The following is a 22,676-nucleotide window of genomic DNA, read 5'->3' as shown; positions in this document are numbered from 1 at the left end:
GAATTTCGAATTCGACAAGGAAGCCTCAAGGAAATCGCGCCTCGTCCGAATTACCGAACGAGACTGCTGGGTCGCGGATGAATAGCCGTGCATTTACACGTGACATCCACAACAAAGCGCCCGATGCGGCCACGGGCGGGGTCAGACCGCACCAACGCGCATAGAGTGCAACGAACAGCACCCCATGCGGTCGTCAATCCCGCTGCACCTGTCACATTGCTGTCAATATTAATTCCCGGGCGCGCATAAAAATTGACCGGTGATCGCACCTTGCCAACCGGCCGCCGCACGGGAAATGCTCGCAACGGCGCAACTTGAAAGTTCTACGACCATCGTTTTTCGGACTTTAATGCGGCCACCGGCTGGGAAGGCGTATTGCCCATGCTGAAAACCGGCAAGTTATTACGCTTGAGAAGACTTTCGCTGGCGGGTGACGGCCGGCATCTGCTCGTTCCCCTCGATCACAGCGTTTCGGACGGCCCGATCGTCCCCGCCGGCAAGTGGGACGACCTGCTCCGGGCGCTGGTGGACGGCGGGGCCGATGGGGTCATCGTCCACAAGGGACGCGCCCGCGCCTTCGCGCCGGACATCCTCAAGAACTGCGCGCTGGTGGTGCACCTGAGCGCCAGCACCGCCTGCTCCGCCGACGTCCACGCCAAGGTGCTGGTCGCCGATGTCGAGGAGGCCCTGCGGCTCGGCGCGGACGCGGTCAGCGTCCATGTGAACATCGGCTCGGACACCGAAGCACGGCAACTCTCCGACCTGGGGGCGGTGGCCCGTTCCTGCGACGCGTGGGGCATGCCGCTGATCGCGATGGTCTACCCTCGCGGCCCCCGGATCGAGGACCCGCGCGATCCCGTCCTCCTGGCGCACCTGGCCAACGTCGCGGCGGACCTGGGCGCTGACATGGTGAAGACCTCCGTCGCCCTGCCGGTCGAGCGGATGGCGGAGGTGGTGGAGGGCAGCCCCATTCCCGTCCTCGCGGCGGGCGGTCCGCCGGACGGCTCCGACCTCGTCGAGTACGGCACCGCCGTGATGGCCACCGGCTGCCGGGGACTGGCCGTCGGCCGCCGGATCTTCTCGGCCCCCTCGCCCGCCGCGCTGGTGTCCCGCCTCTCCGCGGTCGTGCACGGCGACGGTGCTTCGCATGGCATGAGCATGACCAGTCCCTCGACATTCGTGGCAGGAGTCGCATGAGGTTCGCATGGATCGATCTGCGGGAAGTCCCGGGCGGGCAGCTCCAGGCGGTGGTGGACGCGGCCGTCCACGCCCGGATGGGCGGGGTGGTGGCCGCCGATGCCGAGCTGCTCGCGACGCTGCCCCCGACCGTCACCCGGGTGCTGGCACCCGAGGGCCGGGTCCCGGCGGCCGCGAAGAAGCCCGGTGACAAGGAGGGGAAGGGTACCGGCGCCAAGGAGGCGAAGGGCACCGCCGACGCCGGGTCCCCGGCCGGGTCCGGAGGCTCCCCGGCCGGCACCGGAATCGACGTCCTGCTGCGGAGGTTCGGCACCGAGGACGAGCTGGACGCCCTCGCCGCCGGCAACCGCGCCGCCGGTGGCACACCCGCCGCCGGCATCGTCGACGTACGGGACGACCGCACGCTTCAGCTTTCGTGCGCGGGTGCCATGAAGCTGCCGTACACCGTCATCCACTTCGCCGACCCGACCAAGATCCCGCTGGAGATCGTGCTCGCCGCGGCCGAGTCCGCCGAGGGCAAGCTGGTGACCGTCGTCGACGGCCTGGAGGAGGCCGCGATCGTCTTCGACGTGCTGGAGCGCGGCTCGGACGGCATCCTGTTCACGCCCCGCAGCGCCGACGAGGTGTTCGCGCTGGCACGGCTGCTGCAGGCCAGTACACCCCAGTTGGAGCTGTCCACGCTGACCGTGGAGAGCATCCGGCACGTCGGACTCGGCGACCGGGTCTGCGTGGACACCTGCTCCCACTTCGAGGAGGACGAGGGCATCCTCGTCGGCTCGTACTCCTCCGGCTTCGTCCTGTGCTGCAGCGAGACCCATCCGCTGCCGTACATGCCGACCCGGCCGTTCCGGGTCAACGCCGGGGCCCTGCACTCGTACACGCTCGGACCGGACAACCGCACCAACTACCTGAGCGAGGTGGGCTCCGGCAGCGTCCTGCTGGCGGTCGGCGCCGACGGCCGCACCCGGCGGGTCGTGGTCGGCCGCGCCAAGCTGGAGTCCCGGCCGCTGCTGGAGATCCGCACCCACGCCGAGGACGGGCGGCTGGTCAGCCTGACCGTGCAGGACGACTGGCACGTACGGGTGCTCGGCCCGGGCGGGAAGGTCCTCAACGTCACCGAACTGCGGACCGGTGACGAACTGCTCGGCTACCTGGCCACGGACAAGCGCCATGTCGGCCTGCCCATCGGCGAGTTCTGCAAGGAGGTCTGAGGCCTCATGGGCGAACTCGCACCGGACACGGCCGACTCGATGGGCTCCCTCGTCCAGCGACTGTTCGACGCCCGGGACGACGGCCTGCCGTTCCTGATACACCGACAGGAGACGGTCAGCCGCGCGAAGTTACGTGAGCGGGTGGCCAAACAGGCCGCCGTGTTCGCCGGATACGGCATCGGCCCGGGCAGCACCGTGGGTCTGCGGACACCGCCCAGCTTCACCCAGGTGGAGGTGCTGCTCGCGCTGTGGCGGCTCGGCGCCCAGGTGCTGCTCCTCGACTTCCGGCTCAAACCGGCCGAGGTGGAGTCCCTCTGCGCGGTCTGCCGGCCGCAGTTCCTGGTCGGCGCCGGGTCCAACGTCCGGGCGGCCTTCGGCTTCCGGCCCGAGTACGAGGTCACCACCGAGTGCCGCAGGACGGGCCGGGCGGCCGCCACCGGGCACCGGCTGGTGCAGTTCAGCTCGGGCTCCACGGGACGGCCGAAGGTGATCGGCAGGACCGTCCGGTCGCTCGCCGCCGAAGTGGACGCGTTCGCCACGGTCCCCGGCATGCCGGGGGAGGGCGACCGGCTGCTGCTGCTCAGTTCGACAGCCCACAGCTTCGGTCTGATCGGCGGGCTGCTGTACTCGCTGGCGGCCGGCGTCTCCGTGGTGTTCGCGCCCCGCGTCTCCGCCCGCGACATCCTGCGGACCGCGGTGGATCACCGGGTCACCGCCCTGTTCGGAGTGCCGATGCACTTCGAACTGCTCGCGGCCGCCCTCGATCCGCCCGCCCTGCCCGAGCTGCGGATCGCGGTCTCGGGCGGCGAACTGATGCCCCCGCAGGCCGCGGCGCGGTTCTCCGAACGGTACGGCGTCCCGGTCGGCGAGGCCTACGGCACCACCGAGACCGGCATCGTCGCCATCGACGTCGGCGGCGCGCTGCGGCCCTCGGTCGGCCGGGCCGCACCGGGCGTGGTGGTACGGCAGTACCGGGGCGAACTGGACGTGGCGCTGGCCGAGTCGCCGTATCTCTTCGACTCGGGCGGTACGCAGTACGCGGACGGCTGGCTGCACACCCGGGACCGGGCCACCGTGGACGACACCGGGGCGGTCAGCGTGCACGGCCGAGCCGACTCGCTCGTCGTGATCGGCGGTCTGAAGGTGGATCTCACGGAGGTCGAGCACGTGCTCCGCGAGCATCCGGCGGTCGAGCAGGCGGTCCTGGTCCACGAGGGCGTGACCGAGGCGTATGTCGCGGTGGCCGCCGACGCCGAGCACCCGTCCGCGGAGGAACTGCTGCGGTGGTGCCGGGAGCGGCTGGCCGGCTACAAGCTGCCGCGGGTGATCCGGCTGCTGGAGACCCTGCCGCGGACGTCCAACGGGAAGCTGCTGCGCCAGGCGGCGGCGTTGCAGGCGGCGGCGAGCGGTGCGTCGTAGGCCGGCCCCGGCCACCCGAGCACCAGCCGCACGATTCTCCCGATTCCCCCACCGGTACCTCTCACTGGAGTTCACCGACCATGAGCACATCGACCCTGGAAGAAGAGATCCGCGAGTTCGTCCTGACCGCGGTCATCGACGAGATGAACATCCTGACCAGCCGTGAGGGCATCACCGACGACAGCCCGGTGACCGTCGGCGGGCTGGACGTCGACTCGCTCAGCCTGATCGAGCTCACGATGCGGCTGGAGTCCCGGTTCGGCGTGGAGATCCCGGACACCGACATCGAGCCGCTGGCCTCCCTGACCCTCGGCGGACTCGTCGCCGAGGTCGTCCGACGCGGTGCGCGGGCATGAGCACGGAAGCCTCGCCGTCCCTCATCACCACCGACACCGTCCGGCAGTTGCTCTCGGACCGCAAGGTCTTCCCGGGGCTGCCCGACGACCTCGGCGAGGACGCCGAACTGGTGCTGGACTCCCTCGGGCTGGTGTGGCTGCTCCACGTCGTCGAGGAGCGCTACGGCCTGGTCGTCGAGCCCACCGACGAGGACATCGCCGGGCTGACCTCACTGCGGCGGCTCACCGGATACCTGCGCGCGGCACAGACGGCCCGGGCGGAAGGGAGCGGCCGGGATGAGCGGTGACGTGACGATCACCGGCTTCGGCATACGTACCGCGTTCGGCACGGGCGCCGATGCCCTGCGGCGCGGGGTCTTCGCGGGGATCCCCGCGTTCCGCCCCGCCACGCGCTTCGACACCGGCCCGTACCGCACGCCCATGGCTGCCGCCGCCCCCGACGGACCCGACGCGATCGAGGACTGGGCGCTGCGCCACGCACTCGCCCGATGCGGAACGGAAGCCCTCGACATGGCCGGCCTCGGCCCGGGCACGGAGGCGGCGATCCTGCTCGGAGTCGCCGGCGACCACACCAGCGTCACCCGGTACTGGCGGAGCCGGCCGGAGGCGGCCACGTCGGTATCGGTGCGGCGGCCCGGAACGGATGCGGACGGGGAGGCGGCCGTTGTTCCGAACGGCGTCCCGGGTGCGGGCGTGGCCGGGGACATGGTCCCGAGCGGCGTTGCGGGCGAGGACGTGGGCCGGAACGGGGGCGTTGCCCGGAACGGTGCTGCCGGTGAGGGCGCGGGCCGGAACGTGGGCGTTGGCCCGAACGGCGTCCCGGGTGCGGGCGTGGCCGGGGAGGTCCCGAGCGGCGTTGCGGGCGAGGACGTGGGCCGGAACGGGAGCGTTGTTCGGAACGGTGCTGCCGGTGAAGGCGCCGGCCGGAGCGGGGGCGTCGTACCTACGGGCAGTCCCGGTGCCGAGCCGGGTGGAGGCGCGGCGCGGCTCGCCGATGCCGTGCCCGCGCGGCTCGCCGAGTTGCTGGCCGGTCACCTCGGGGTGACCGGGCCCCGGCTCACCTTCACCAACGCCTGTGTCGCCTCCGCCGCCGCGATCATCCACGCCTGCCGGCTGATCTCCTCCGGCCGGATCGACGTGGCGGTCTGCGCGGGCGGATACCTCGTGGAGGAGGAGACCTTCGGCAAGTTCGACTCCGGCCGGGCCCTCTCCCGTGACGGCATGGTGCGCCCGTTCAGCGCCGACCGCAGCGGGCTGCTGCTCGGCGACGGAGTCGCGGCCGTCGTACTGGAGTCCGCCGAGCACGCCCGGCGGCGCGGTGCTCGGCCGCTGGCGTCCGTGCCGGGCTGGGGCGCGGCGACGGACGCCCACCACATCGCCCAGCCGCATCCGGAGGGGGCCGGCCTGGCCCAGGCCGCACGGCAGGCGCTGCGGCTGGCCGGCGACCCGAACGGAGCGGCCCTCGGCTATGTCAACGCCCACGGCACCGGCACCCGGTACAACGATGGCGCCGAGACCCGGGGGCTGCGCGCCGCCCTCGCCGAGCGGGCCGATTCGATCCCGGTGAGCTCGACCAAGAGCACCACCGGGCACCTCCTGGAGGCGGCGGGCATCGTGGAGTTCGTCATCACGATGCTGGCCCTGACGGACGGTGTGCTGCCGCCGACCGCCGGGTTCACCCGGCCCGACCCGGAGTGCGACCTCGACTACGTGCCGAACCGGCCGCGCCGGGCCGACCCACGCCGGGCCCTCACCATCAACGCCGCCTTCGGGGGCGCCAACACCGCACTCGTGCTGGAGCGGCCGTGACGACGGACAAGCCCGTACCGCGCTCCCCCCTCGGCATCCTGGCGAGCGCCACCGCGACCCACGGCACCGGGCGCCCGGATGACATCGCGCTGCCGAGGCTGCCCGGCTTCGTGGAGTCGGCGTTCAGCCCGCTGGCGTACGAGGTCGTCAGGCAGTGCCTGACGGAACGGCCTGGGGTAGGCTCCCGGACCGCCGTGGCGCTGGCCGGCCTGATGGGCGACACGACCACCGCGGACCTGGCCAGCCGCCGTATGGTCGCCGGTCGGGTCCACAACCCGCTGCTGTTCATGCAGGCCACCCCCAACTCCGTACTGGGCCACATGAGCCGGGAGTTCGGGATCACCGGACAGATGTTCAGCCTCTGCACCCTCGACGACGCGCTGGCCGAACTGCTGGCCATGGCGGATCTCCTGCTGGAGGACCCGGAACTGGACCGGGTGCTGGTGCTGGGCGTGGAGCTGGGCGGCGGTGAGCGGGCGGCCGCCGTGTACCGGGAACTGGCCGTCGGCGACCACCCGTTGGCGGGCCTTCCCGCGAACGCCGGTATGGCGGCGGCGCTGCTGCTCGCCCGTCCCGGCGCCGGGGCCCCCGCCACGGTCCGGGCGGACGAGACGCACGACCGTGACACCGGGACCGCCGCCTGCCCCGGAAGCATCCAGGGCCTCTTCGATCTGGCCGCCGCCCACCGCCGGCTGTCCCGGGACGGCGGCAGCCACCTCCTGGTGACGGGGCCGCAGGCGCCCGCATTCGTCCTCACGGCCGACTCCGAGGCAAGGAAGAAGGAGACGGAGACCCATGCTCATCAGTAGGCAGGAGCGCGCCCAAATCTGCTCCGACACCGAACTGGGCGCCGGCAACGTCCTGGAGCGCCTGACGGCGTACGGCCGCCCGCTCGACGAGCCGGTGCTGCGGACGGACGGCAACTGGCAGGCGCCGGACGGCAGCCGTCCGCGGGTGCTGACGCTCGGGAAGCTGATCGAGGCCGTCGAGACCTACGCGGGCTGGTACGCCGCCCGAGGGGTGCGGCCCCGCGACCCGGTCGCCGTGCACTCCCACTCCAGCGCCGAGTTCGCGGTGAACTTCCTGGCGCTGACGTCCCTCGGCGCGATCCCCTCGTTCGTCAACGGCGACCTGGCCCCGGAGACCGCCCGGGAGTACGTACGCGGACAGGGGGCGGTGGGCGCCTTCACGGACCGGGAGCACCACGCGGTGCTCTCAGGATCGGGGCTCGGCTTCTGCGTCACCGCCGCCGGCATCCGGCCCGGGCACCGCGCGGCCCTGCCGCCCTCGTACCCGTACCGGCACGACCCCACCGACCCGGTGCTCATCTCGCACTCGTCCGGAACCACCGGCATGCCCAAGGGCGTTCCGCACACCCACCGGACGTTGATGTACGCGCAGGTGCACCGGCTGCGCTACTCCACCGGGACCGACATGGAGCGCACCCTGGTCGGGCTGCCGGGCGCGCACAACGCCATGGTGGCGACATTGCTGTACTGCCTGCTGCTCCGCACGGACATCAAGCTGCTCTCCAGCCGGCGCGGTACCGCTGTGCTGGACGCCATCGAGGAGTTCCGGCCGACCACGGTGCTGGCCTTCGCCGGGACCTTCGGCGAGATGGCCGTACAGGATCTGGCGAATCGCCGACTGGACAGTGTCCAGGTGTGGTTCAACACCGGGGACGCGGCGCACGAGGCGCACATCCGGGTGCTGGTGCGGTACGGCAGCCACGAGAGGATCGGGCGCGATCTGCGGCGCACGCGGGTCGAGGGCTCCGTCTTCGTGGACGGGCTCGGCTCGTCCGAAGCGGGCTACTCCGTCTTCCACAACCGGCACACCAAGGACACCTCGGCCTACTCGCGCTGCGTCGGCAAGCCGATCAGCTTCGCCGAGGCCGCCGTGCTCGCCGAGGACGGCACCCCGCTGCCGCCGGGGCGGATCGGCCGCCTCGGCCTGAAGTCGCCGACGCTCACGCCCGGTTACTGGAACGACTCGCTGACCTGGAACCGGCTGCGACTGGGCGGCTACTGGCTCACCGGGGATCTCGCCCACCAGGACGAGGACGGCAACTTCTACCACCTCGACCGGGCGCCGGACGCGATCCGGACCCGCGACGGGATCCTGTTCAGCACCCGGACCGAGGAACTGCTCCTGCGGGAGCTGCCCGAACTGGCCGACTGCACGGTCGTCGGGGTGGCCCCCGAGGGCGTACGGGCGGACTGGGACGGCGGGGGAGAGGCCGAGGCGTACGCGCTGCTCCAGCTCGCGGACGACGACGCCCCTGCCGGCGACGGCGAGGCGTGGACCGAGCGGGTCAACGCGGTCCTGGCGGCCGCCCAATTCCCCCTGGTGGCCCGGGCTCTGCGGATGGAACCCGACGAGGTGCCCAAGGGCGCCACGGGCAAGGTCCTCAAACGCGTGATGCGCGACCGGTTCGCCGCCAGGGGGCACGTGTGAGCAACGACGAGACCAACCACCGCGCTCAGACGGTGGACGCGTACCGACTGTGGTGGCAGCACGACGCCCACTGGTACCAGGGGGTGGCCGGGCGCTTCGGACAGGAGACCGCGAACGAGATCAACGCGGAGGCGATGCGCAAGGTGGCCGTGCACGTCGGGCAGCGCGTCGCCCGCCGGTCGGGCCCGCTGCCCGACAGCGGTGACACCGGCAAGGACCTGGACGAACTGCGCCGCCGGTACGACGAGTGCGGTGACCGCATGTTCCCGCCGGAACTGCGCAACGCCTCCACCGAGGTGGAGGGCGACGACAGAATCGTCCTCACGCTGCGGCGGAACTTCGCCATCACCATGGTGCGGATGGCCGGTTCGCTGGAGGGCTACCGGTGCCCCTGCACCGACATCCACGCGGGCTGGTCCGAGGGGCTCGGCGTGACCCTGACCGAGAACCGGGCCGAGAGCTGTCTGCGCGACGGCGACAAGGCGTGCCGCCTGCTGATGCGGGTCGCCCCGGGTACGGAGGGCTGAGCGGTGCGGGTACTTGTCGCCGGTGCCTCCGGCGTGGTCGGACATCCGCTGGTGGGCGCCCTGCGGGCGCGCGGGCACCATGTGAGCGCACTGGTACGGGACACCTCCCGGACCCCGGACGCGGACGAGGCCGTGGTCGCCGACGCACTCGACCGCGCGTCCCTGCTGCCGGCGGTCGCGGCCGCCCGGCCCGACGTCGTCGTTCACCAGATGACGGCGCTGCGGCTGCTGCGCGACGATCCCGCGGGCGCCTTCGCGCAGACCGCGCGGCTGCGCACCGAGGGCACCGCCCACCTGGTCGAGGCGGCCCGGGCGGCGGGTGCGCGGCGACTGGTCGCGCAGTCCATCGCCTTCGCCGCGGCCCCGGCCGCGGATCCGGTCCTCGACGAGGACGCACCGCTGTACGTGGACGCCCCGGACCCCGGCTGGGCCGCCACCGTACGGGCCGTCGCCGAGCTGGAACGGCTGGTGTCGAGCGCGGCGGGCCTGAGCGGCCTGGTCCTCAGGTACGGCACCCTGTACGGCCCCGGCACCGCATACGCCCGTACCGGCGGAACGGGTCAGCGCGTGCTGGCCGGGAAGCTGCCGCTGCCCGAGGGCGGGGCGGGGATCACCTCGTTCCTGCATGTGGAGGACGCCGTGGGAGCGGCCGTGGCGGCCGTCGAGTCGGAGGCCACCGGGGTCCTCCACATCACGGACGACGAACCGGCCCCGGCCGCCGAGTGGCTGCCGCGCTACGCCCGTGCGCTGGGCGCCCCCGCCCCTCGCACGGTTCCGGCGGCGATGGCGCCCCGGCTGCTCGGCTGGTTCACCGCCCATCAGCTCACCGCGGCGCGGGGCGCGTCCAACGACCGGGCGCGTACGACGCTGGGCTGGAAGCCGCTGCGGCCGGGCTGGCGCGACGGGCTGGGGACGCGATGACCGGGCCCGGCGAGCAGGCGGCCGTCCCGTCGCGGCCGGGGGCCGTCCTCCTGGTCGTGGTCTGCGCCCAGATGCTGATCTGGCTGGACACCTCGATCCTCAACGTCGCCGTCACCACCCTGGCCGACCCGGACGAGGGCCTGGGCGCGACGCCCGCCGAACTGGAGTGGGTGGCGAGCGCCTACACCCTCGTCTTCGCCGGCGGCCTCTTCGCGGGCGGCGCGCTGGCCGACCGGTTCGGCCCCCGGGCCACCCTGCTCGCCGGACTGGCGCTGTTCGGCGCGGCCTCCGCCGCCGGTGCGTTCGCGGGGAGCCCGGCGTGGCTGGTCGTGGCGCGCGCCTTCATGGGCGCGGGCAGCGCGCTGCTGATGCCGGCGACCCTGTCGGTGATCGTGCAGAGCACCCCGGAGGCGAAACGTACCCGGGCGATCGCGATCTGGAGCTCTTCCAGCGGTCTGGGCGTGGCCGTCGGCCCGGTGGTGGGCGGGGCGCTGCTCAGCAACTACTGGTGGGGGTCGGTGTTCCTGGTCAACGTGCCGATCGTCGCCCTGTGCCTGGCCGGAGTCGCCACCGTCGTACCCGAGTTGAAGGGTCCCCGGCGCAGACCGCTCGATCTCCCGGGCCTCGCCCTGTCGGTGCTCGGCCTCGGCGGCGTGGTCTACGGGATCATCGAAGCCGGCGACGGACAGGCCTGGTACGGGCCGCGCGTCCTCCTCCCGCTGGCCCTGGGCGGCGCCCTGCTCTTCGCCTTCGTGGCCGGTCAGCGCAGATCCCCGGCGCCCAGCCTGGATCTGCGGCTCTTCCGGCAGCCCGGGTTCGCGGCCGGGAGCGTGGTGCTGCTGATCGCGTTCATGGCCTTGGCCGGGCACCTGTTCTACGCGGCCTTCTATCTCCAGGGGCCCCGTGGGCTCTCCCCTGCCGAGGCCGGCACCGTGATGATCGCCGCCGCGGTCGGCATCGTCCTGGGCAGTCAGGCGTCCCCGGCACTGAGCAGGCTGCTGTCGGCCCGGTGGACGGTCGCGGCCGGCGTCCTGGCCACGGCGGCCACCTACGTCGCCTACGCCTGGCTCGACGGGCAGACCCCGGTCGGGATCATCGTCGCGCTGCTGTGGATCCAGGGCTTCGGGATGGGCCTGGTCGGAACGCCGGTCACCGCCGCGATGATGAGCGGGGTGCCACCGCATCTCGCGGGCGCCGGCTCGGCCGTCAACAGCGTCACCCGGCAGGTCGGCGGAACGCTCGGGGTGGCGATGGCCGGTTCGATCCTCTCCGGCGTGTACCGGGAGCGGATGTCGGACGCCGAACTGCCCGGCACCGCACAGGGGTTGTCCCCGGCCGCCGAGGAACGGGCCCGGGGCTCCGCCGAGGCGGCCCGCTCAGTGGCCGGTTCACTGCGCCTGCCCGAACTGGCGGCCACGGCCGACCGGGCCTTCCTCGACGCGATGTACGCCGCCACCCTCGCCGTCGCCGCACTGGCCCTCGTCGGATGCGCGGTGGCCGTCGTGGGGCTGCGGACACGAGCACCGCGACCGCGGAACGTCCCGGAGCGAGGGGCTCGGGACGAACCGGTGGAGTCCACGTGAGGGGCCACAGCACCGGAGCAGGACAGGAGAGGGAAAACATGCCGGCGCAGGCAACGGCCCGTTCGGTCTTCGTCACCGGGGGAAACAGGGGGATCGGGCTGGCCATAGCCCGCCGCTTCGCCGCGGCGGGAGACCGGGTGGCGGTGACCTTCAGAGGCGAGGAGCCGCCCGCCTCCGAGGGCTTCCTCGCCGTATGGTGCGATGTGACGGACAGCCATCAGGTGGACCGCGCCTTCACGGAGACCGAGGCGGCCCACGGTCCGGTCACCGTCCTGGTCGCGGGCGCGGGCGTCGCCAACGACCGCCTGCTGGTGCGGATGAGCGACGCCGACTTCACCTCCGTCATCGACACCAACCTCACGGGCGCCTTCCGGGTCGCCCGGCGAGCCGTGCGCGGGATGCTCCGCGCGGGCCACGGCCGGATCGTGCTGGTCTCCTCCACGGCGGCGCTGCACGGCGCCCCCGGGCAGACCAACTACGCGGCGGCGAAGGCCGGGCTCGTCGGATTCGCACGGTCGCTGACCCATGAGCTCGGCCCCAGGGACATCACCTGCAACGTGGTGGCGCCCGGCCTCACCGAGTCGGACATGAGCCGCGCCCTCACCGCCCGGCAGCGCGAGGATCTGCTGCGCCGGACCCCGGCCGGACGCCTCGCCCGCCCCGAGGAGGTCGCCGACGCGGTGGCCTTCCTGGCCGGTGCCGGGTATGTGCGCGGCGCCGTCGTCCCGGTCGACGGCGGCGCCGGGCTGGGGCACTGAGGGCGGGGCCGGCGTCCGGTATCCCCACGGTTCAGGCCAGGTTGCGTTCGAGGGCCACGACGTAGTTGTTCATGAAGTGGTCGCGCACGCCGTCGCTCGCCGGGGCGAAGGCGTCGGCGGTCATGCCGCCGACGCGGTCGGCGAACCCGGTGACCAGGGGCACTGTGGTGTGCACCTTGCCGTGGGAGTCGATGTACCGCAGGGCCTCGACGTGGGTGAAGGCCGGCTCCGGAGGCATCTGCGGGACGATGTCGTTGTTGTTGACGAACCGGTAGAGCCGGTCCTTGAAGCCCTTGTTGCAGGCCTTGGCGAGCAGCCGGTCGCAGGTACGGGGCTGGCCGAAGGTATAGACGCCGTCGGCCCGAAGCTGCGGCTCCTCCAGGTACATCCGGCAGCCGGCCAGCATGGCGAGCGCCCCGCCCAGGCTGTGGCCGGTGAACCAGACCGACTGCTCCCGGTCGCGCAGGCCCGCGAGCCCGTCCCGGACCGTGGGGAAGATCGACTCCAGGGCCTCGCCGAAGCCGTGGTGGATGTATCCGGTGCCTGCCGGGCCCGGTACGGGCGGCGTGACGGCGTCCGTGAGCCAGTCGCGGATCTGCACCGGTTCCGTGCCGCGGAAACCGATGATGATCATCCTGTCACTGGCCATCGTGTACGCCTGGGTGTCCTCCAGCGGAAACGGCGGCGTGAACCGCGTCTCGTGATGGAGCACCCGGTTGAACCCCCACTGCCGCGCCTGCTGCTCGATGGTGGCCCGGTCCTTGTAGGCCAGGTCGGACGCCTTGGCCATCCAGTAGGCCTGCTGAAGGCTGTATCCGGTGACGGAGTGGTCGATGCTGTGGGGCGCGGACACCAGCGGGTCCTTTCCCGGGTGCGGCGCACGGCGGCTGACCGAGCCGCGGAAACGGCACCCTGAGGTGGCGGAAGGGGCAGCCCCGTCCTATCGCGGGTGGACGGCCGCACCCGCGGCAGCGCGCCCCGTAGTCACCCGGACGGACCGCCGGGTCAGCCCGTGCCGTACAGCGTCGTGAGCAGTTCGAGCGCGGCCTGGGCGGCCGGGTGCGGTTCGTCCCGCCACCAGGCGAGGCGCACCGCGATCGGCTCGGCGTCGCGCACCGGCCGGTAGACGATGCCGGGGCGCGGGTACTGGTGTGCGGTCGACTCGGCCGTCATGCCCACACAGCGGCCCAGCGAGATCGAGGTCAGCCAGTCGTCGACGTCGTGCGTGGCCTGGGTCGCCGGACGGGAGTCCGGTGGCCAAAGCTGTGTCGTGGTGGTGCCGGTCCGCCGGTCGATCAGCAGCGTGCGTCCGCCGATGTCGGCGAGTCGCACGGAGCGGCGCCGGGCCAAGGGGTCGTCGGACGCCATGGCGCACAAGCGCCGTTCCAGGCCCACGATGGCGGAGTCGAAGCGGCGGTCGTCCAGCGGCCTGCGGACCACGGCCAGGTCGCAGGCCCCCTCCGCGAGCCCGGCGGTGGCGGAGTTGACGCGGACGAGCCGCAGCTCCGTCTCCGGGCGCATCGCGGCCCAGCGGCGCTGAAAGGCCAGCGTGTGGCGGCCCACGGCCGACCAGGCGTAGCCGACCCGCAAGGAGGCATGACCCGAGGTGGCCTCCTGGACCAGGTCGTCCACCTCGCCGAGCACACGCCGGGCATGCCCCAGCACGCGCAGCCCCGTTCCGGTCGGACTCACCGCACGGGAGGTCCGCCGCAACAGCCGTACCCCGAGGGCGCGTTCGAGGGAGGCCAGCGTGCGGGAGACGGCGGCCTGGGACACCCCGAGCGCGATGGCGGCGTCGGTGAAGCTGCCCTCGTCGACGATCGCGACGAGACAGCGCAACTGCCGCAGCTCCACATCCATGACTCCAGCGTATAGACGGAGCCCAGGATGCATTTTGCGCAACCCCCGGGTCGTCTCAGGATCGGGTCATGCACGCAGCCTCCGCACCGACGCCGGCACCCGCGCAGGGCACTGTCGTGGCGTCCTCCGCTCCGGACCTCGGCGCCCCGGACCCCGGCGGAAAGCGCCTGGCCGGTGTGGTCACCATGTTCGGCAGCGGTCTGTCCAACCAGACCGGCGCCGCGATCGGTTCCCTGGCCTTCCCCGTCCTCGGACCGCTCGGTGTCGTCGCCGTACGCCAGTACGTGGCCGCGATCGTCCTGCTGGCCGTCGGCCGCCCCCGTATGCGTACCTTCACCAAGCGGCAGTGGTGGCCGGTCCTGCTGCTGGCCCTGGTGTTCGGGACGATGAACCTGTCCCTGTACAGCGCCATCGACCGCATCGGCCTCGGCCTCGCGGTGACCCTCGAATTCCTCGGGCCCCTGAGCATCGCCCTCGCCGGCTCACGCCGCCGTACGGACGCGTGCTGCGCGCTGATCGCCGCGGCAGGCGTCGTCACCCTGATGCGGCCGCAGCCCTCCACCGACTATCTGGGAATGGGCCTCGGACTGCTGGCCGCCGTCTGCTGGGCGTCGTACATCCTGCTCAATCGCACCGTCGGCCGGCGCATCCCCGGGGTGCAGGGTTCGGCCGCCGCGGCCGGAGTCTCCGCTCTGATGTTCCTGCCGGTCGGCATCGTCCTCGTCGTCGCCCGTCCGCCGACCGCGGGGTCCGTGGCCTATGCCCTCGTGGCCGGAGTCCTGTCCTCGGCCGTCCCCTATCTGGCGGACCTCGTCACCCTGCGCCGCGTCCCGGCCCGGGTCTTCGGGCTCTTCATGAGCGTCAACCCCGTGCTGGCCGCCGTGGTCGGCTGGATCGTCCTCGGTCAGGACCTGGGCTGGATCGAGTCGGCCGCCGTCGCGGCCATCGTGGCCGCCAACGCGCTCAGCATTCTCACGTCACGCACCTGAGGACCGCGGCCAGGCCCCGGTCGCCGGTGCGGTGTTCGGCCGGGAGGACGTAGGCGCGCAGACCGCAGGCGGTGGCGGCGCCGTCGCGCACCGGGTTGTCGCCGACCATGAGGGTGGCGCGGGGGTCGGGTGAATGCGCAGGTTGCCGCCCACACGGCAAAAGCCCGCCCCGCGACGCGTGGGGCGGGCTGGATGGGGGCTGGATGAGGCATGCGTCGGGAGGTGCGTGCCGGGACCGTCCCGTGTCACGCGTTCCTGGCTCGCCTCACTGCTGAACCTGCGTCTCGGCGCCTGCCGTTCCCCATCCCGCTGCCTCTCCTGCCACGGCGGCGGCCTCCCATGGCCGGGGGCCGGTGCCGTCCGTCCATGACCGGAGGATCTCCCGGTCCACGCATACGATCCCGCACTGGTCGGCGTACTCCAGCGCCGGCCTGGTGAAGTCGCTTGTGGTGACCAGGACGGCGATATCGGCCTCGTGGATGGTGAAGCACGTGCCGCCGAAGCGCTGAAGATCCTGGGAGCCGACCGAGTGGGTGTCGCCGTAGTGCTTGCACTGGATGACGACCCGGTGCCCGTCGGGGGTCACGGCCACGACGTCGGCGCCCAGGTCGCCGGCGCCTCCCGCGACGTCGACGGCAGAGCAGCCGTCGCGTTCGCAGAGGGCGGCGATCGCCTCCTCGAACTCCTCGGGCGTCAGGGTGTCGTAGTCGGCGGTGGCCTCAGCGGCCGGGCGCTGATGGGGAATCGCGGGAGTCTCCAGCTCGTCGGCCGCCTCCCTCGCCGCTTCGTCGAGCGCTGCTGCGGCCCGGCGTGCCGCCCTCGCCACATGCACCCGGCGCCGCAGGCCCACGAAGCCCGCGACACCTACAGCGACCAGGGCAAACACCCAAGCGGGACGCCGCTCGACAGCGTCGGCCACCATGCGAGCCGTGAGGCTCAGGACGGTGACGACTACAGCGAGCAGGACGAAGAACAGGGCGGTCGAGCGCAGGTCGAACCCGTGCCGACGGTTCGCAGGCGGTGTACGACGCACAGGTGCGGTCACGGCATACCCCCTGATGGGGCCGGCGGGAAGATCATTTCCACCGTGTGCCCAAGATCAGGGCCCGCCACCCGCGGGAACTTCAGCCTCCGGACACGCGCGGGGGTTCCCCCCAAGACGGCGAGTACGTTCGCGCGGGTCGCGGCCTGAGGCAAGGGGCTGCGTGAAGAACCGGGCCACCACGGTCCCCCGCGCACGCGCGGCAGGGGTGTGGTGACCCGGCTGGAGGGGGGTCAGCGGGTGAACGTGGTCCGGTGTTCCTTCAGGGAGCCGCAGTTGGAGCCGACCACCTGGACGTACACGTTGGAGATGCTGCCGCCCCAGTCGACGCAGTGGCCCTTGCCGCGGACGTAGGACGGTCCGGCGTACGACTTGAAGAGCCCCGCGTCCGAGTCGCCTTCCTCGGTGTCGGGGACCCAGATGTACGCGGACATGTCCACGGCGGTCCCCGGGTTGTTGCGGATGGTCGTGACGCAGTTGTGTCCGTTGGACGCGTTGTACGTGAGATAGATCGTGCCGAGCGAGCCCACGGCCGCCGAGTTCACGGTCTTGTAGCCGCTTCCGCAGACCTTCTGCGGAGTGGTGTTGGGTGCGGCGGAGGCGGGCGACGCCAGGGCGGTCATGGTCCCCAGCGACAGCGCCGCCACGGCGGACGCGGCCAGGACGGAACGGGTGAATCTCATATTTCCCCCTTGCAACTCTTCGAGGTGGTTGCTCCTGCATGGTGTGACCCGCAGGGGATCCAAAGGGTTGTGCGCCAACTCACAGGAAATTCAGGCGAGATGTGGAGAGCGCGAGCGAGAATCCGGTCCGTGGGGGCGGCCGGGCCGGAAGCCTCGCCGACGGGTGCCTGAGTGTGCCCAGGTCCTTCCGGCTTTACTCACGGGTCACTTATGGCACACGCGAGGTCCAGAGGATCTGCGCAGGGGTGTCACACAGGCTGCACACGGCCCTTTCAAAGTCTCGTTAGCGTTACGGCTCGATCCCATGCGCGAACGTGACCAGGCTGCGGCCGGCGCGCCGCCGACACAGCCAGCCAGATCGGGAAGACCACACATGGACTACTGCTCCTCGTGCCGTCGGCACCTCAACGGCGCCTTGGTCTGCCCGGGGTGCGGCGCCTACGCCCCGGACATCGACCCCTCCGCCGCCGACGGCCGTACCGGCCCTGCCGGGGGGGTGTCCCCGGCCGCGCCCCTGGCGTGGCGTGACGGGAACGTGTGGGACGACCGGACCGTGTGGGACGAGAACCGGGCCCGCACGCGGGAACTCCACCTCGCGTACACCGGGCCGTTCGGAGTCCGCGAGACCCCGGCCACGGACCCGGCCGGTGGCCACGAGATACCGGACACGAACCCGTCCGACGGCCACGGGACCGCCGACGCCGCCGCGGCCGACGACTACCAGGTCCCGCAGCAGGGGCGGGCGGCCCGGCGTCGTCAGATGGCCCGCTGGAGGAAGAACCAGCGCCGGGCCGTGGTGGCGACCGCCGTCGCGCTCGTCGGAGGCGGTCTGACCGTCGCCGCCATGAAGGGGGACTCGACGCCCGGTGTCCAGGCGGCCACGGCGCCGGAGGACACGACCATGGGCGGCGCCGGGGGAGAGGCACCGACGTACGGCGAACCGACGTCGACCCAGCGCGACACCCCGCGTTCCACGCCCACGGGGCCGGCAACCGGCAAGGCCCCGCACCGTGAGCAGCCCCGGACCGCCGCTCCCCGCACCACGCCGGCGGACCCGCGGACGGACGCGGCCGCCACGCCCCGCGAGCTGCCGCTGACGACCCCGCGGCAGCGGACCAGCGTCCCGAGCACCGTCGACACGGTCACCGGCAACGCCGGTACGTCCACGTCGAAGGGCACCGAGCGGACGACGCCGCCAGCGAGCGACACCGGTGCGGACACGCAGCAGCCCTCGGACCCCACGACACCCCCGCCGGCGGCGAGCCCCACGCCGACCTCTCCCTCGAACTCGGGCTCGGGCTCGAACTCGGACGACTCGAAGTCGAAGGAGCTCTGCCTGCTCGTCATCTGCCTGGGCTGAGTGACGAGAGGGCGGTCGCCGAAAACCGGGGCCCGCCCGCGGCCCGCTCTTCGTACCTTCGGGCGCATGGCTGACGAGTGCTTCCGGCATCCGCGGCTCGCCGCGGCCTACGACCCGCTCGACCCCGACCGCGGCGACCTCGACCCGTATCTGCGCATGACGGAGGAGTTCGGGGCGCGTCGGGTGCTCGACATCGGCTGCGGGACAGGCGTGTTCGCGCTGCGCCTGGCCGCACGCGGTGTCCGGGTCGTCGGCGTCGATCCCGCCGGGGCGTCCCTGGACGTGGCGCGCGGCAAGCCGGGCGGCGAGCGGGTGCGGTGGATCCACGGCGATGCGACGACCCTGCCGCCCTTGGCCGCCGACCTCGCGACGATGACGGGCAACGCCGCCCAGGCGATCACCGGCCCCGAGGACTGGCGCGCTTTCCTGCGAGGGGTCCGGGCGGCTCTGCGGCCGGGCGGTCGCCTGGTCTTCGAGACCCGGATCCCGGCCCGCCGTGCCTGGGAGGAGTGGAATCGCGAGGCCACCTATGCCGTGACGGACGTCCCCGGTGCCGGCGCCGTCGAGTACTGGGTCGAACTGCTCGACGTGTCCGGCCCGTTGGTGACGTTCCGTCAGGTCTATCGGTTCGCCGTGGACGGACAGGTGCTGTCCTCGGAGTCGACCCTGCGCTTCCGCGAGCGGCAGGGGGTCGAGGCGGAACTCGTCGCGCGGGGCTTCGTGGTGGAGGACGTACGCGACGCGCCCGACCGGCCCGGGAGGGAGTTCGTGTTCGTCGCACGACGTCCGGAAACCGCCCACTGAGACGGCCCCGCCGGCTCTGCGCAACCGGAATCCGCCCGTACAATCCTCGCGACCAAATCGGGGGCTCAGCATCGGGGGAATCCGTTGTGGAAACGATCATCGTGCAGTTGCCCGGTCCCGCACAGTGGAGTGCGGACGAGACGGGCAGTCCCGAACTGATCCACCTGGGGCCCGGGGACATCGCCGACTTCGGACGCGGCATGCCCGGCGGCACCGGGGTGCGCATCACCCTGGCCGACCCCGGCATCTCCCGCCGCGCCGGGCAGCTCGAGGCGGCCGGGGACTACTGGCGGCTGTCCAACTTCAGCCGCAGCGTGTCGTACGTCGTGGAGAACCTGGAGGGAGCCGGCGAGTACCTCACCGTCGCCCCCGGGCGCCTCGGTGCGCCCGTGCCCTTCGAGTTCTCCCGCGTGGTGCTCCCGGCCCTGTCCGGCAACGCCGCCTTCAAGGTGTTCGCACCCCAGCACGCCTACCTCGGCGAGCGGTCTTTTCCGGGCGGCGGGGAACAGACCGTCCACCCCTTCGCCCTGGACCCCACGTCCAAGTACTTCCTCGTCCTGGTGGCCCTGTGCGAGCCCCGGCTGCGCGATCCCTCCGACTCGGCGCTGCCCGGCGTCGGACAGATCGTGGAGCGGCTGCGTCCGCTGGAGTCCTGCCGGGACCTGACCCGCTCCGCGGTCAACTACCACATCGACTACCTCGCCTTCGCCAAACTGCGCCTGGACCTGGGCGAGGAGACCGCGGCCGGAGCCGACGGCGGCCGCACCGGTGCCAAGCGCACCCGGCTCGCCTCGGTCGCCCTGCGCTTCGGTCTGGTGCGCGAAGAGCACCTCGGCCTGCTGCCGCCCCGCAGCGTCGGCCGCCTCGCTCCGCAGGAGGCCGGCGCATGACGACATCCGACGCCCAGGACCCCCAGGACGACGACCTCGAAGCGCCCCGCCCGCGCCTGCCCGAGGGGTTCCGGATCGAGGGCTGGGAGGTGGGCGCGGTCATCGGCTCCGGCGGCTGGGGGACCGTGTACGAGGCCCGTACGGTCGCCGACGGAACGCCCGTGGCGGTGAAGGTGCTGCCGACCGGTGCCCTGGGCCCCGGCCAGCGCGCCGCGCTCGGCGAACTCGTGGCACGCGAGGTCCGCTTCAGCGCCGAGGCCGACCACCCCCACCTCGTCCGGACCCACGCCGTGTGCACGGTCGAGGCCCCGGAGCTGCCCACCCTGGACGGTGCGATCGCGCTGGTGATGGACCGGGCGGAGGCGAGCCTGAAGGACGTACTGGACGCCGCCGGGAACGGCCGGCCGATCGACGGCGCCGAACGCGTCCTGCGGGGAGTCGCCGCCGGACTGGCCCATATGCACGACGCCGGCTGGGTGCACGGCGACCTCAAACCCGCCAACGTCCTGCTGGGCCCGGGCGGGCAGGTGTGGCTGGCGGACTTCGGGCTGGCCACCGAACTCGACGGCACCCACGCCCATCTGCCGCCGCTCGGCACGCTCGACCATCTGCCGCCCGAGTGGTGGTCCCAGCGCACCGGCACTCAGGGCGCCGTCGTCCGGCCCACCGCCGACATCTGGGCCTTCGGCGTCCTCGCCCACCAGGTGCTCACCGGCGGACTCCACCCCTTCGCGGGCGCGACGGCCCGGGCCCGCTCGCTCGCCGCCCAGACCTACGCGCGCGGCACCGCACCCCTGCGCCTCGACGCCGGCCTCGGCGACGACATGCGCCGGCTGATCGCCGACTGCCTGGCACCGGACCACACCACCCGCCTCCCGCACACCGCGCGCGACATCGCCGCCCGGATCGAGGACATCACCGGCGGTCCGCCCCGCCGCCGGCGACGCCTGGTGCCGGCCCTCGCGGCCGGATTCGTCGTCCTCACCGCCGGAGCGGTCGCCGCGGTGGCACTGCTCGGCGGAGGCGTCGGCACGCGGGACGACGACCGTGACGGCGGTGTCTCCGCCACCGCCACCGGCGCGCGCAGACCGGTGCCGGGTGAGATACCCGCGGACTCCGACGTACCCGAGGCGCTGCGCCCCGTCATCGCCCGCGCCGCCCACCGCTGCACCGACGAGGAGATCACGCCCGTCCTGCTCGCCGCGCTGATCAAGGCGGAGAGCGGCTTCGACACGAACGCGTCCCGCCCGGAGAGCGACGAGTACGGCGTCGCCATGTGGACCCCGTCGGTGTTCCGCGCCTGGGCCGTGGACGGGGACGGCGACGGCGACAAGGACCACATGTCGCCGCCCGACGCGATCGCCACGATGAGCCTGTACGTGTGCTGGCTCGACCAGCGCTTCAAACAGGCCGGGCTGCCGAAGAAGGACCTTCCCGCGCTGGTCGCGGCCGGCTACCGCACCAGTGACCGCACGGTCATCGAGGAGGGCGGCGTCCCGGCTCGGGTCCGGCCCCACGTGGACAAGGTGCTGCGCTACCTCGACGCCTACGAGCGCTGACCCCCGGGCCCGCGCGAGCGGTGGGCCGGACCCGTCAGGGCCCCGCCCACCGCTCGTCCCCCGTTCCCGTCACGGCCGCGCCGAGCCGCACTCCGGGACGTTCGGCAGCCGGTTGTCCGGCGAGCTGATGTAGATGTTGGAGATGTAGCCCCCGTACTGGGGCAAGTAGGCCCACCACTCGTTGGTGTAGGGCGGCACGCTGACCACCTGGCCCCGGACCTGACAGCCCACCAGCACCTCGACCCCGGCCGGGAGTTGCGTGACCCGGGCATCGCCCGTGGCCGGACCCTTGCGGACGTTCACGAACTCGCCCCAGGTGCCGAACCACGCCCCGGAGGGCCGCACCCCGCCCGGCACGTTCAGCGAGCGGATCAGCCGGCCGAGGTCGGTGTAGGCCTTCCCGTACGACGTCCCGACCGGATGCAGCGTCAGCACGGCCACGATCGTCCGGTCGTCCGCGCCCACCGTGCCGGTGGTGTGCAGCGCGGGACGGGTGAGATCCACGGCCGCGGCGGCCTTCGTGGCGGCCTTCGCTGCGGGAGCGGCGGCCGGTTCCGCAGCGGCCGTCGTTCCCGACGCGCCGCACGTCCCCTTCGCGTACTTCCCGGACCAGCCCTGCTTCACCGCCCAGGGACGCTCGAACGACCCGGCGACCCCGAAGTGCTGGTCGAAACGGTCCGAGGCGCAGCGCGTGGAGCGGCGCAGATTGCCCATGACGAAGTCATGGACGGGCGCGGGCGCCTTGTCCAGGAGGTAGCGGTAGATCGCCACGGTGTCGCGGGCCGACAGGGCGGTGTAGCCCCAGTAGCCCTCGTACCCGGCGGGCGGTGGCGCGGTGTCGCGCAGGCCCAGCCGGGCGGACATCCGGTCGATGATCGCCGAGCCGCCGTAATTCGACCAGTAGTGGTCCGCGGCATCGTCCCAACTGCTGCGCAGCATCGGCTCCAGCCGGGCCCGGTCGGCCTCGGGGACGGTGTAGTCGGGCCCGCGGTCCCACAGGAAGTCCAGGGCCAGCAGCAGTTTGACGACCGAGGCGGACCGGAACCGCGCGCTCTCGTCGACCTGTTCGGTGAAGGTGCCGGTGCGGCGGTCGAAGACCGCGACCCCCGCGGTGACACCGTCCGGGATCTGGACGGCCTCGGCGCTGCGGCCGGCCTGAACGGCCGTGGCCGGCCGGGGAACCGCCGTCGCGCCGCCCGGAAGCGACACGATCGTGACGACGGTCGCGAGCGCGGCGGCGCCGCGCAGGAG

The 22,676-nt window shown here is 72.6% G+C and carries 23 protein-coding genes; 17 read left to right on the top strand and 6 right to left on the bottom strand.

The genetic code is table 11. From position 1 onward, the window contains the following. Window positions 1–381 precede the first annotated feature (381 nt). From ACFTZL_RS16735 to fabG, 12 genes are all read left to right on the top strand, one after another. Window positions 382–1,197: a 2-amino-3,7-dideoxy-D-threo-hept-6-ulosonate synthase gene (locus tag ACFTZL_RS16735; protein WP_382582599.1), complete on the top strand. Its 816-nt coding sequence runs from the start codon at window positions 382–384 to the stop codon at window positions 1,195–1,197. After that, window positions 1,194–2,408, top strand: coding sequence for a 3-dehydroquinate synthase II family protein (locus tag ACFTZL_RS16730; protein ID WP_382582596.1), 1,215 nt, complete (start codon window positions 1,194–1,196; stop codon window positions 2,406–2,408). Before ACFTZL_RS16735 ends, ACFTZL_RS16730 begins: the two co-directional genes overlap by 4 nt. A gap of 6 nt (window positions 2,409–2,414) precedes the next feature. Continuing rightward, a complete protein-coding gene (locus tag ACFTZL_RS16725; protein ID WP_382582593.1) occupies window positions 2,415–3,827 on the top strand; it encodes a class I adenylate-forming enzyme family protein in 1,413 nt (470 codons plus the stop codon). A gap of 80 nt (window positions 3,828–3,907) precedes the next feature. Next, entirely contained in the window at window positions 3,908–4,183 is a 276-nt protein-coding gene (locus ACFTZL_RS16720; RefSeq protein ID WP_031105264.1) for an acyl carrier protein, read from the top strand. Further along, window positions 4,180–4,470, top strand: a complete 291-nt coding sequence (locus ACFTZL_RS16715) for an acyl carrier protein (protein ID WP_382582589.1) — start codon at window positions 4,180–4,182, stop codon at window positions 4,468–4,470. Before ACFTZL_RS16720 ends, ACFTZL_RS16715 begins: the two co-directional genes overlap by 4 nt. Then, entirely contained in the window at window positions 4,460–5,992 is a 1,533-nt protein-coding gene (locus ACFTZL_RS16710; RefSeq protein WP_382582586.1) for a beta-ketoacyl-[acyl-carrier-protein] synthase family protein, read from the top strand. The genes ACFTZL_RS16715 and ACFTZL_RS16710 overlap by 11 nt, the downstream gene beginning before the upstream one ends. After that, window positions 5,989–6,801 (top strand): hypothetical protein, encoded by an 813-nt coding sequence (locus ACFTZL_RS16705; RefSeq protein ID WP_382582583.1) that lies wholly within the window; start codon window positions 5,989–5,991, stop codon window positions 6,799–6,801. The genes ACFTZL_RS16710 and ACFTZL_RS16705 overlap by 4 nt, the downstream gene beginning before the upstream one ends. Further along, a complete protein-coding gene (locus tag ACFTZL_RS16700) occupies window positions 6,788–8,449 on the top strand; it encodes a class I adenylate-forming enzyme family protein (RefSeq protein ID WP_382582580.1) in 1,662 nt (553 codons plus the stop codon). Before ACFTZL_RS16705 ends, ACFTZL_RS16700 begins: the two co-directional genes overlap by 14 nt. Then, entirely contained in the window at window positions 8,446–8,976 is a 531-nt protein-coding gene (locus ACFTZL_RS16695; RefSeq protein ID WP_382582577.1) for a hypothetical protein, read from the top strand. Before ACFTZL_RS16700 ends, ACFTZL_RS16695 begins: the two co-directional genes overlap by 4 nt. A 3-nt stretch (window positions 8,977–8,979) precedes the next feature. Next, window positions 8,980–9,897, top strand: coding sequence for an NAD-dependent epimerase/dehydratase family protein (locus ACFTZL_RS16690; protein WP_382582574.1), 918 nt, complete (start codon window positions 8,980–8,982; stop codon window positions 9,895–9,897). Further along, complete coding sequence (locus tag ACFTZL_RS16685) at window positions 9,894–11,480, top strand: MFS transporter (protein ID WP_382582571.1); 1,587 nt, start codon at window positions 9,894–9,896, stop codon at window positions 11,478–11,480. The genes ACFTZL_RS16690 and ACFTZL_RS16685 overlap by 4 nt, the downstream gene beginning before the upstream one ends. Window positions 11,481–11,518: 38 nt before the next feature. Further along, complete coding sequence (gene fabG, locus ACFTZL_RS16680; protein ID WP_382582568.1) at window positions 11,519–12,238, top strand: 3-oxoacyl-ACP reductase FabG; 720 nt, start codon at window positions 11,519–11,521, stop codon at window positions 12,236–12,238. Window positions 12,239–12,269: 31 nt separating this feature from the next. On the opposite strand, the gene ACFTZL_RS16675 is transcribed toward fabG, so the two are convergent. Further along, on the bottom strand, window positions 12,270–13,091 hold the full coding sequence (locus tag ACFTZL_RS16675) for a lipase family protein (RefSeq protein ID WP_382582565.1): 822 nt from the start codon (window positions 13,089–13,091) through the stop codon (window positions 12,270–12,272). Between the two features lie 152 nt (window positions 13,092–13,243). Continuing rightward, complete coding sequence (locus ACFTZL_RS16670) at window positions 13,244–14,098, bottom strand: LysR family transcriptional regulator (RefSeq protein ID WP_382582562.1); 855 nt, start codon at window positions 14,096–14,098, stop codon at window positions 13,244–13,246. A gap of 68 nt (window positions 14,099–14,166) precedes the next feature. On the opposite strand from ACFTZL_RS16670, the gene ACFTZL_RS16665 reads away from it, so the two are divergent. After that, window positions 14,167–15,087 carry a DMT family transporter gene (locus ACFTZL_RS16665; RefSeq protein ID WP_382582559.1) on the top strand — a complete coding sequence of 307 codons (921 nt, stop codon included), beginning with the start codon at window positions 14,167–14,169 and terminating at the stop codon, window positions 15,085–15,087. Here the strand turns inward: ACFTZL_RS16665 and ACFTZL_RS16660 are convergent. The 3 genes from ACFTZL_RS16660 to ACFTZL_RS16650 all read right to left on the bottom strand — a co-directional run bounded on the left by ACFTZL_RS16660 (window position 15,071) and on the right by ACFTZL_RS16650 (window position 16,812). Continuing rightward, on the bottom strand, window positions 15,071–15,196 hold the full coding sequence (locus tag ACFTZL_RS16660) for a hypothetical protein (RefSeq protein WP_382582556.1): 126 nt from the start codon (window positions 15,194–15,196) through the stop codon (window positions 15,071–15,073). The two genes, ACFTZL_RS16665 and ACFTZL_RS16660, sit on opposite strands and share 17 nt — an antisense overlap. Window positions 15,197–15,352: 156 nt before the next feature. Further along, window positions 15,353–16,132 carry a restriction endonuclease gene (locus tag ACFTZL_RS16655; protein WP_382582553.1) on the bottom strand — a complete coding sequence of 260 codons (780 nt, stop codon included), beginning with the start codon at window positions 16,130–16,132 and terminating at the stop codon, window positions 15,353–15,355. 230 nt (window positions 16,133–16,362) lie between these two features. After that, on the bottom strand, window positions 16,363–16,812 hold the full coding sequence (locus ACFTZL_RS16650) for a spore-associated protein (RefSeq protein ID WP_382582550.1): 450 nt from the start codon (window positions 16,810–16,812) through the stop codon (window positions 16,363–16,365). Window positions 16,813–17,185: 373 nt separating this feature from the next. Here ACFTZL_RS16650 and ACFTZL_RS16645 point away from each other — a divergent pair, with 373 nt between their 5' ends. From ACFTZL_RS16645 to ACFTZL_RS16630, 4 genes are all read left to right on the top strand, one after another. Continuing rightward, window positions 17,186–18,172 (top strand): hypothetical protein, encoded by a 987-nt coding sequence (locus tag ACFTZL_RS16645; RefSeq protein ID WP_382582547.1) that lies wholly within the window; start codon window positions 17,186–17,188, stop codon window positions 18,170–18,172. A gap of 66 nt (window positions 18,173–18,238) precedes the next feature. Beyond that, window positions 18,239–18,976 (top strand): class I SAM-dependent methyltransferase, encoded by a 738-nt coding sequence (locus ACFTZL_RS16640; protein WP_382582544.1) that lies wholly within the window; start codon window positions 18,239–18,241, stop codon window positions 18,974–18,976. An 86-nt stretch (window positions 18,977–19,062) separates the two neighbouring features. Further along, window positions 19,063–19,866 (top strand): serine/threonine protein kinase, encoded by an 804-nt coding sequence (locus ACFTZL_RS16635; RefSeq protein WP_382582541.1) that lies wholly within the window; start codon window positions 19,063–19,065, stop codon window positions 19,864–19,866. Then, complete coding sequence (locus tag ACFTZL_RS16630; RefSeq protein WP_382582538.1) at window positions 19,863–21,425, top strand: protein kinase; 1,563 nt, start codon at window positions 19,863–19,865, stop codon at window positions 21,423–21,425. The genes ACFTZL_RS16635 and ACFTZL_RS16630 overlap by 4 nt, the downstream gene beginning before the upstream one ends. Window positions 21,426–21,494: 69 nt before the next feature. Here ACFTZL_RS16630 and ACFTZL_RS16625 read toward each other — a convergent pair. Beyond that, on the bottom strand, window positions 21,495–22,676 hold a 1,182-nt coding region (locus ACFTZL_RS16625), incomplete at its 5' end, for a hypothetical protein (RefSeq protein ID WP_382582535.1).

Source organism: Streptomyces sp. NPDC056948, from assembly GCF_042674225.1.
In the GTDB taxonomy this organism is placed as follows: Bacteria; Actinomycetota; Actinomycetes; order Streptomycetales; family Streptomycetaceae; genus Streptomyces; species Streptomyces purpurascens.
This window is presented reverse-complemented; position numbering and strand designations above follow the sequence as displayed.

Bases quoted from the DNA above. Each gene is read 5' to 3' on its own strand.
- ACFTZL_RS16715 (WP_382582589.1), top strand. From the start codon at position 4,180: ATGAGCACGGAAGCCTCGCCGTCCCTCATCACCACCGACACCGTCCGG.
- ACFTZL_RS16665 (WP_382582559.1), top strand. From the start codon at position 14,167: ATGCACGCAGCCTCCGCACCGACGCCGGCACCCGCGCAGGGCACTGTC.
- ACFTZL_RS16670 (WP_382582562.1), bottom strand. From the start codon at position 14,098: ATGGATGTGGAGCTGCGGCAGTTGCGCTGTCTCGTCGCGATCGTCGAC.
- ACFTZL_RS16720 (WP_031105264.1), top strand. From the start codon at position 3,908: ATGAGCACATCGACCCTGGAAGAAGAGATCCGCGAGTTCGTCCTGACC.
- ACFTZL_RS16650 (WP_382582550.1), bottom strand. From the start codon at position 16,812: ATGAGATTCACCCGTTCCGTCCTGGCCGCGTCCGCCGTGGCGGCGCTG.
- ACFTZL_RS16730 (WP_382582596.1), top strand. From the start codon at position 1,194: ATGAGGTTCGCATGGATCGATCTGCGGGAAGTCCCGGGCGGGCAGCTC.
- fabG (WP_382582568.1), top strand. From the start codon at position 11,519: ATGCCGGCGCAGGCAACGGCCCGTTCGGTCTTCGTCACCGGGGGAAAC.
- ACFTZL_RS16735 (WP_382582599.1), top strand. From the start codon at position 382: ATGCTGAAAACCGGCAAGTTATTACGCTTGAGAAGACTTTCGCTGGCG.
- ACFTZL_RS16700 (WP_382582580.1), top strand. From the start codon at position 6,788: ATGCTCATCAGTAGGCAGGAGCGCGCCCAAATCTGCTCCGACACCGAA.
- ACFTZL_RS16685 (WP_382582571.1), top strand. From the start codon at position 9,894: ATGACCGGGCCCGGCGAGCAGGCGGCCGTCCCGTCGCGGCCGGGGGCC.
- ACFTZL_RS16660 (WP_382582556.1), bottom strand. From the start codon at position 15,196: ATGGTCGGCGACAACCCGGTGCGCGACGGCGCCGCCACCGCCTGCGGT.
- ACFTZL_RS16630 (WP_382582538.1), top strand. From the start codon at position 19,863: ATGACGACATCCGACGCCCAGGACCCCCAGGACGACGACCTCGAAGCG.
- ACFTZL_RS16645 (WP_382582547.1), top strand. From the start codon at position 17,186: ATGGACTACTGCTCCTCGTGCCGTCGGCACCTCAACGGCGCCTTGGTC.
- ACFTZL_RS16640 (WP_382582544.1), top strand. From the start codon at position 18,239: ATGGCTGACGAGTGCTTCCGGCATCCGCGGCTCGCCGCGGCCTACGAC.
- ACFTZL_RS16725 (WP_382582593.1), top strand. From the start codon at position 2,415: ATGGGCGAACTCGCACCGGACACGGCCGACTCGATGGGCTCCCTCGTC.
- ACFTZL_RS16710 (WP_382582586.1), top strand. From the start codon at position 4,460: ATGAGCGGTGACGTGACGATCACCGGCTTCGGCATACGTACCGCGTTC.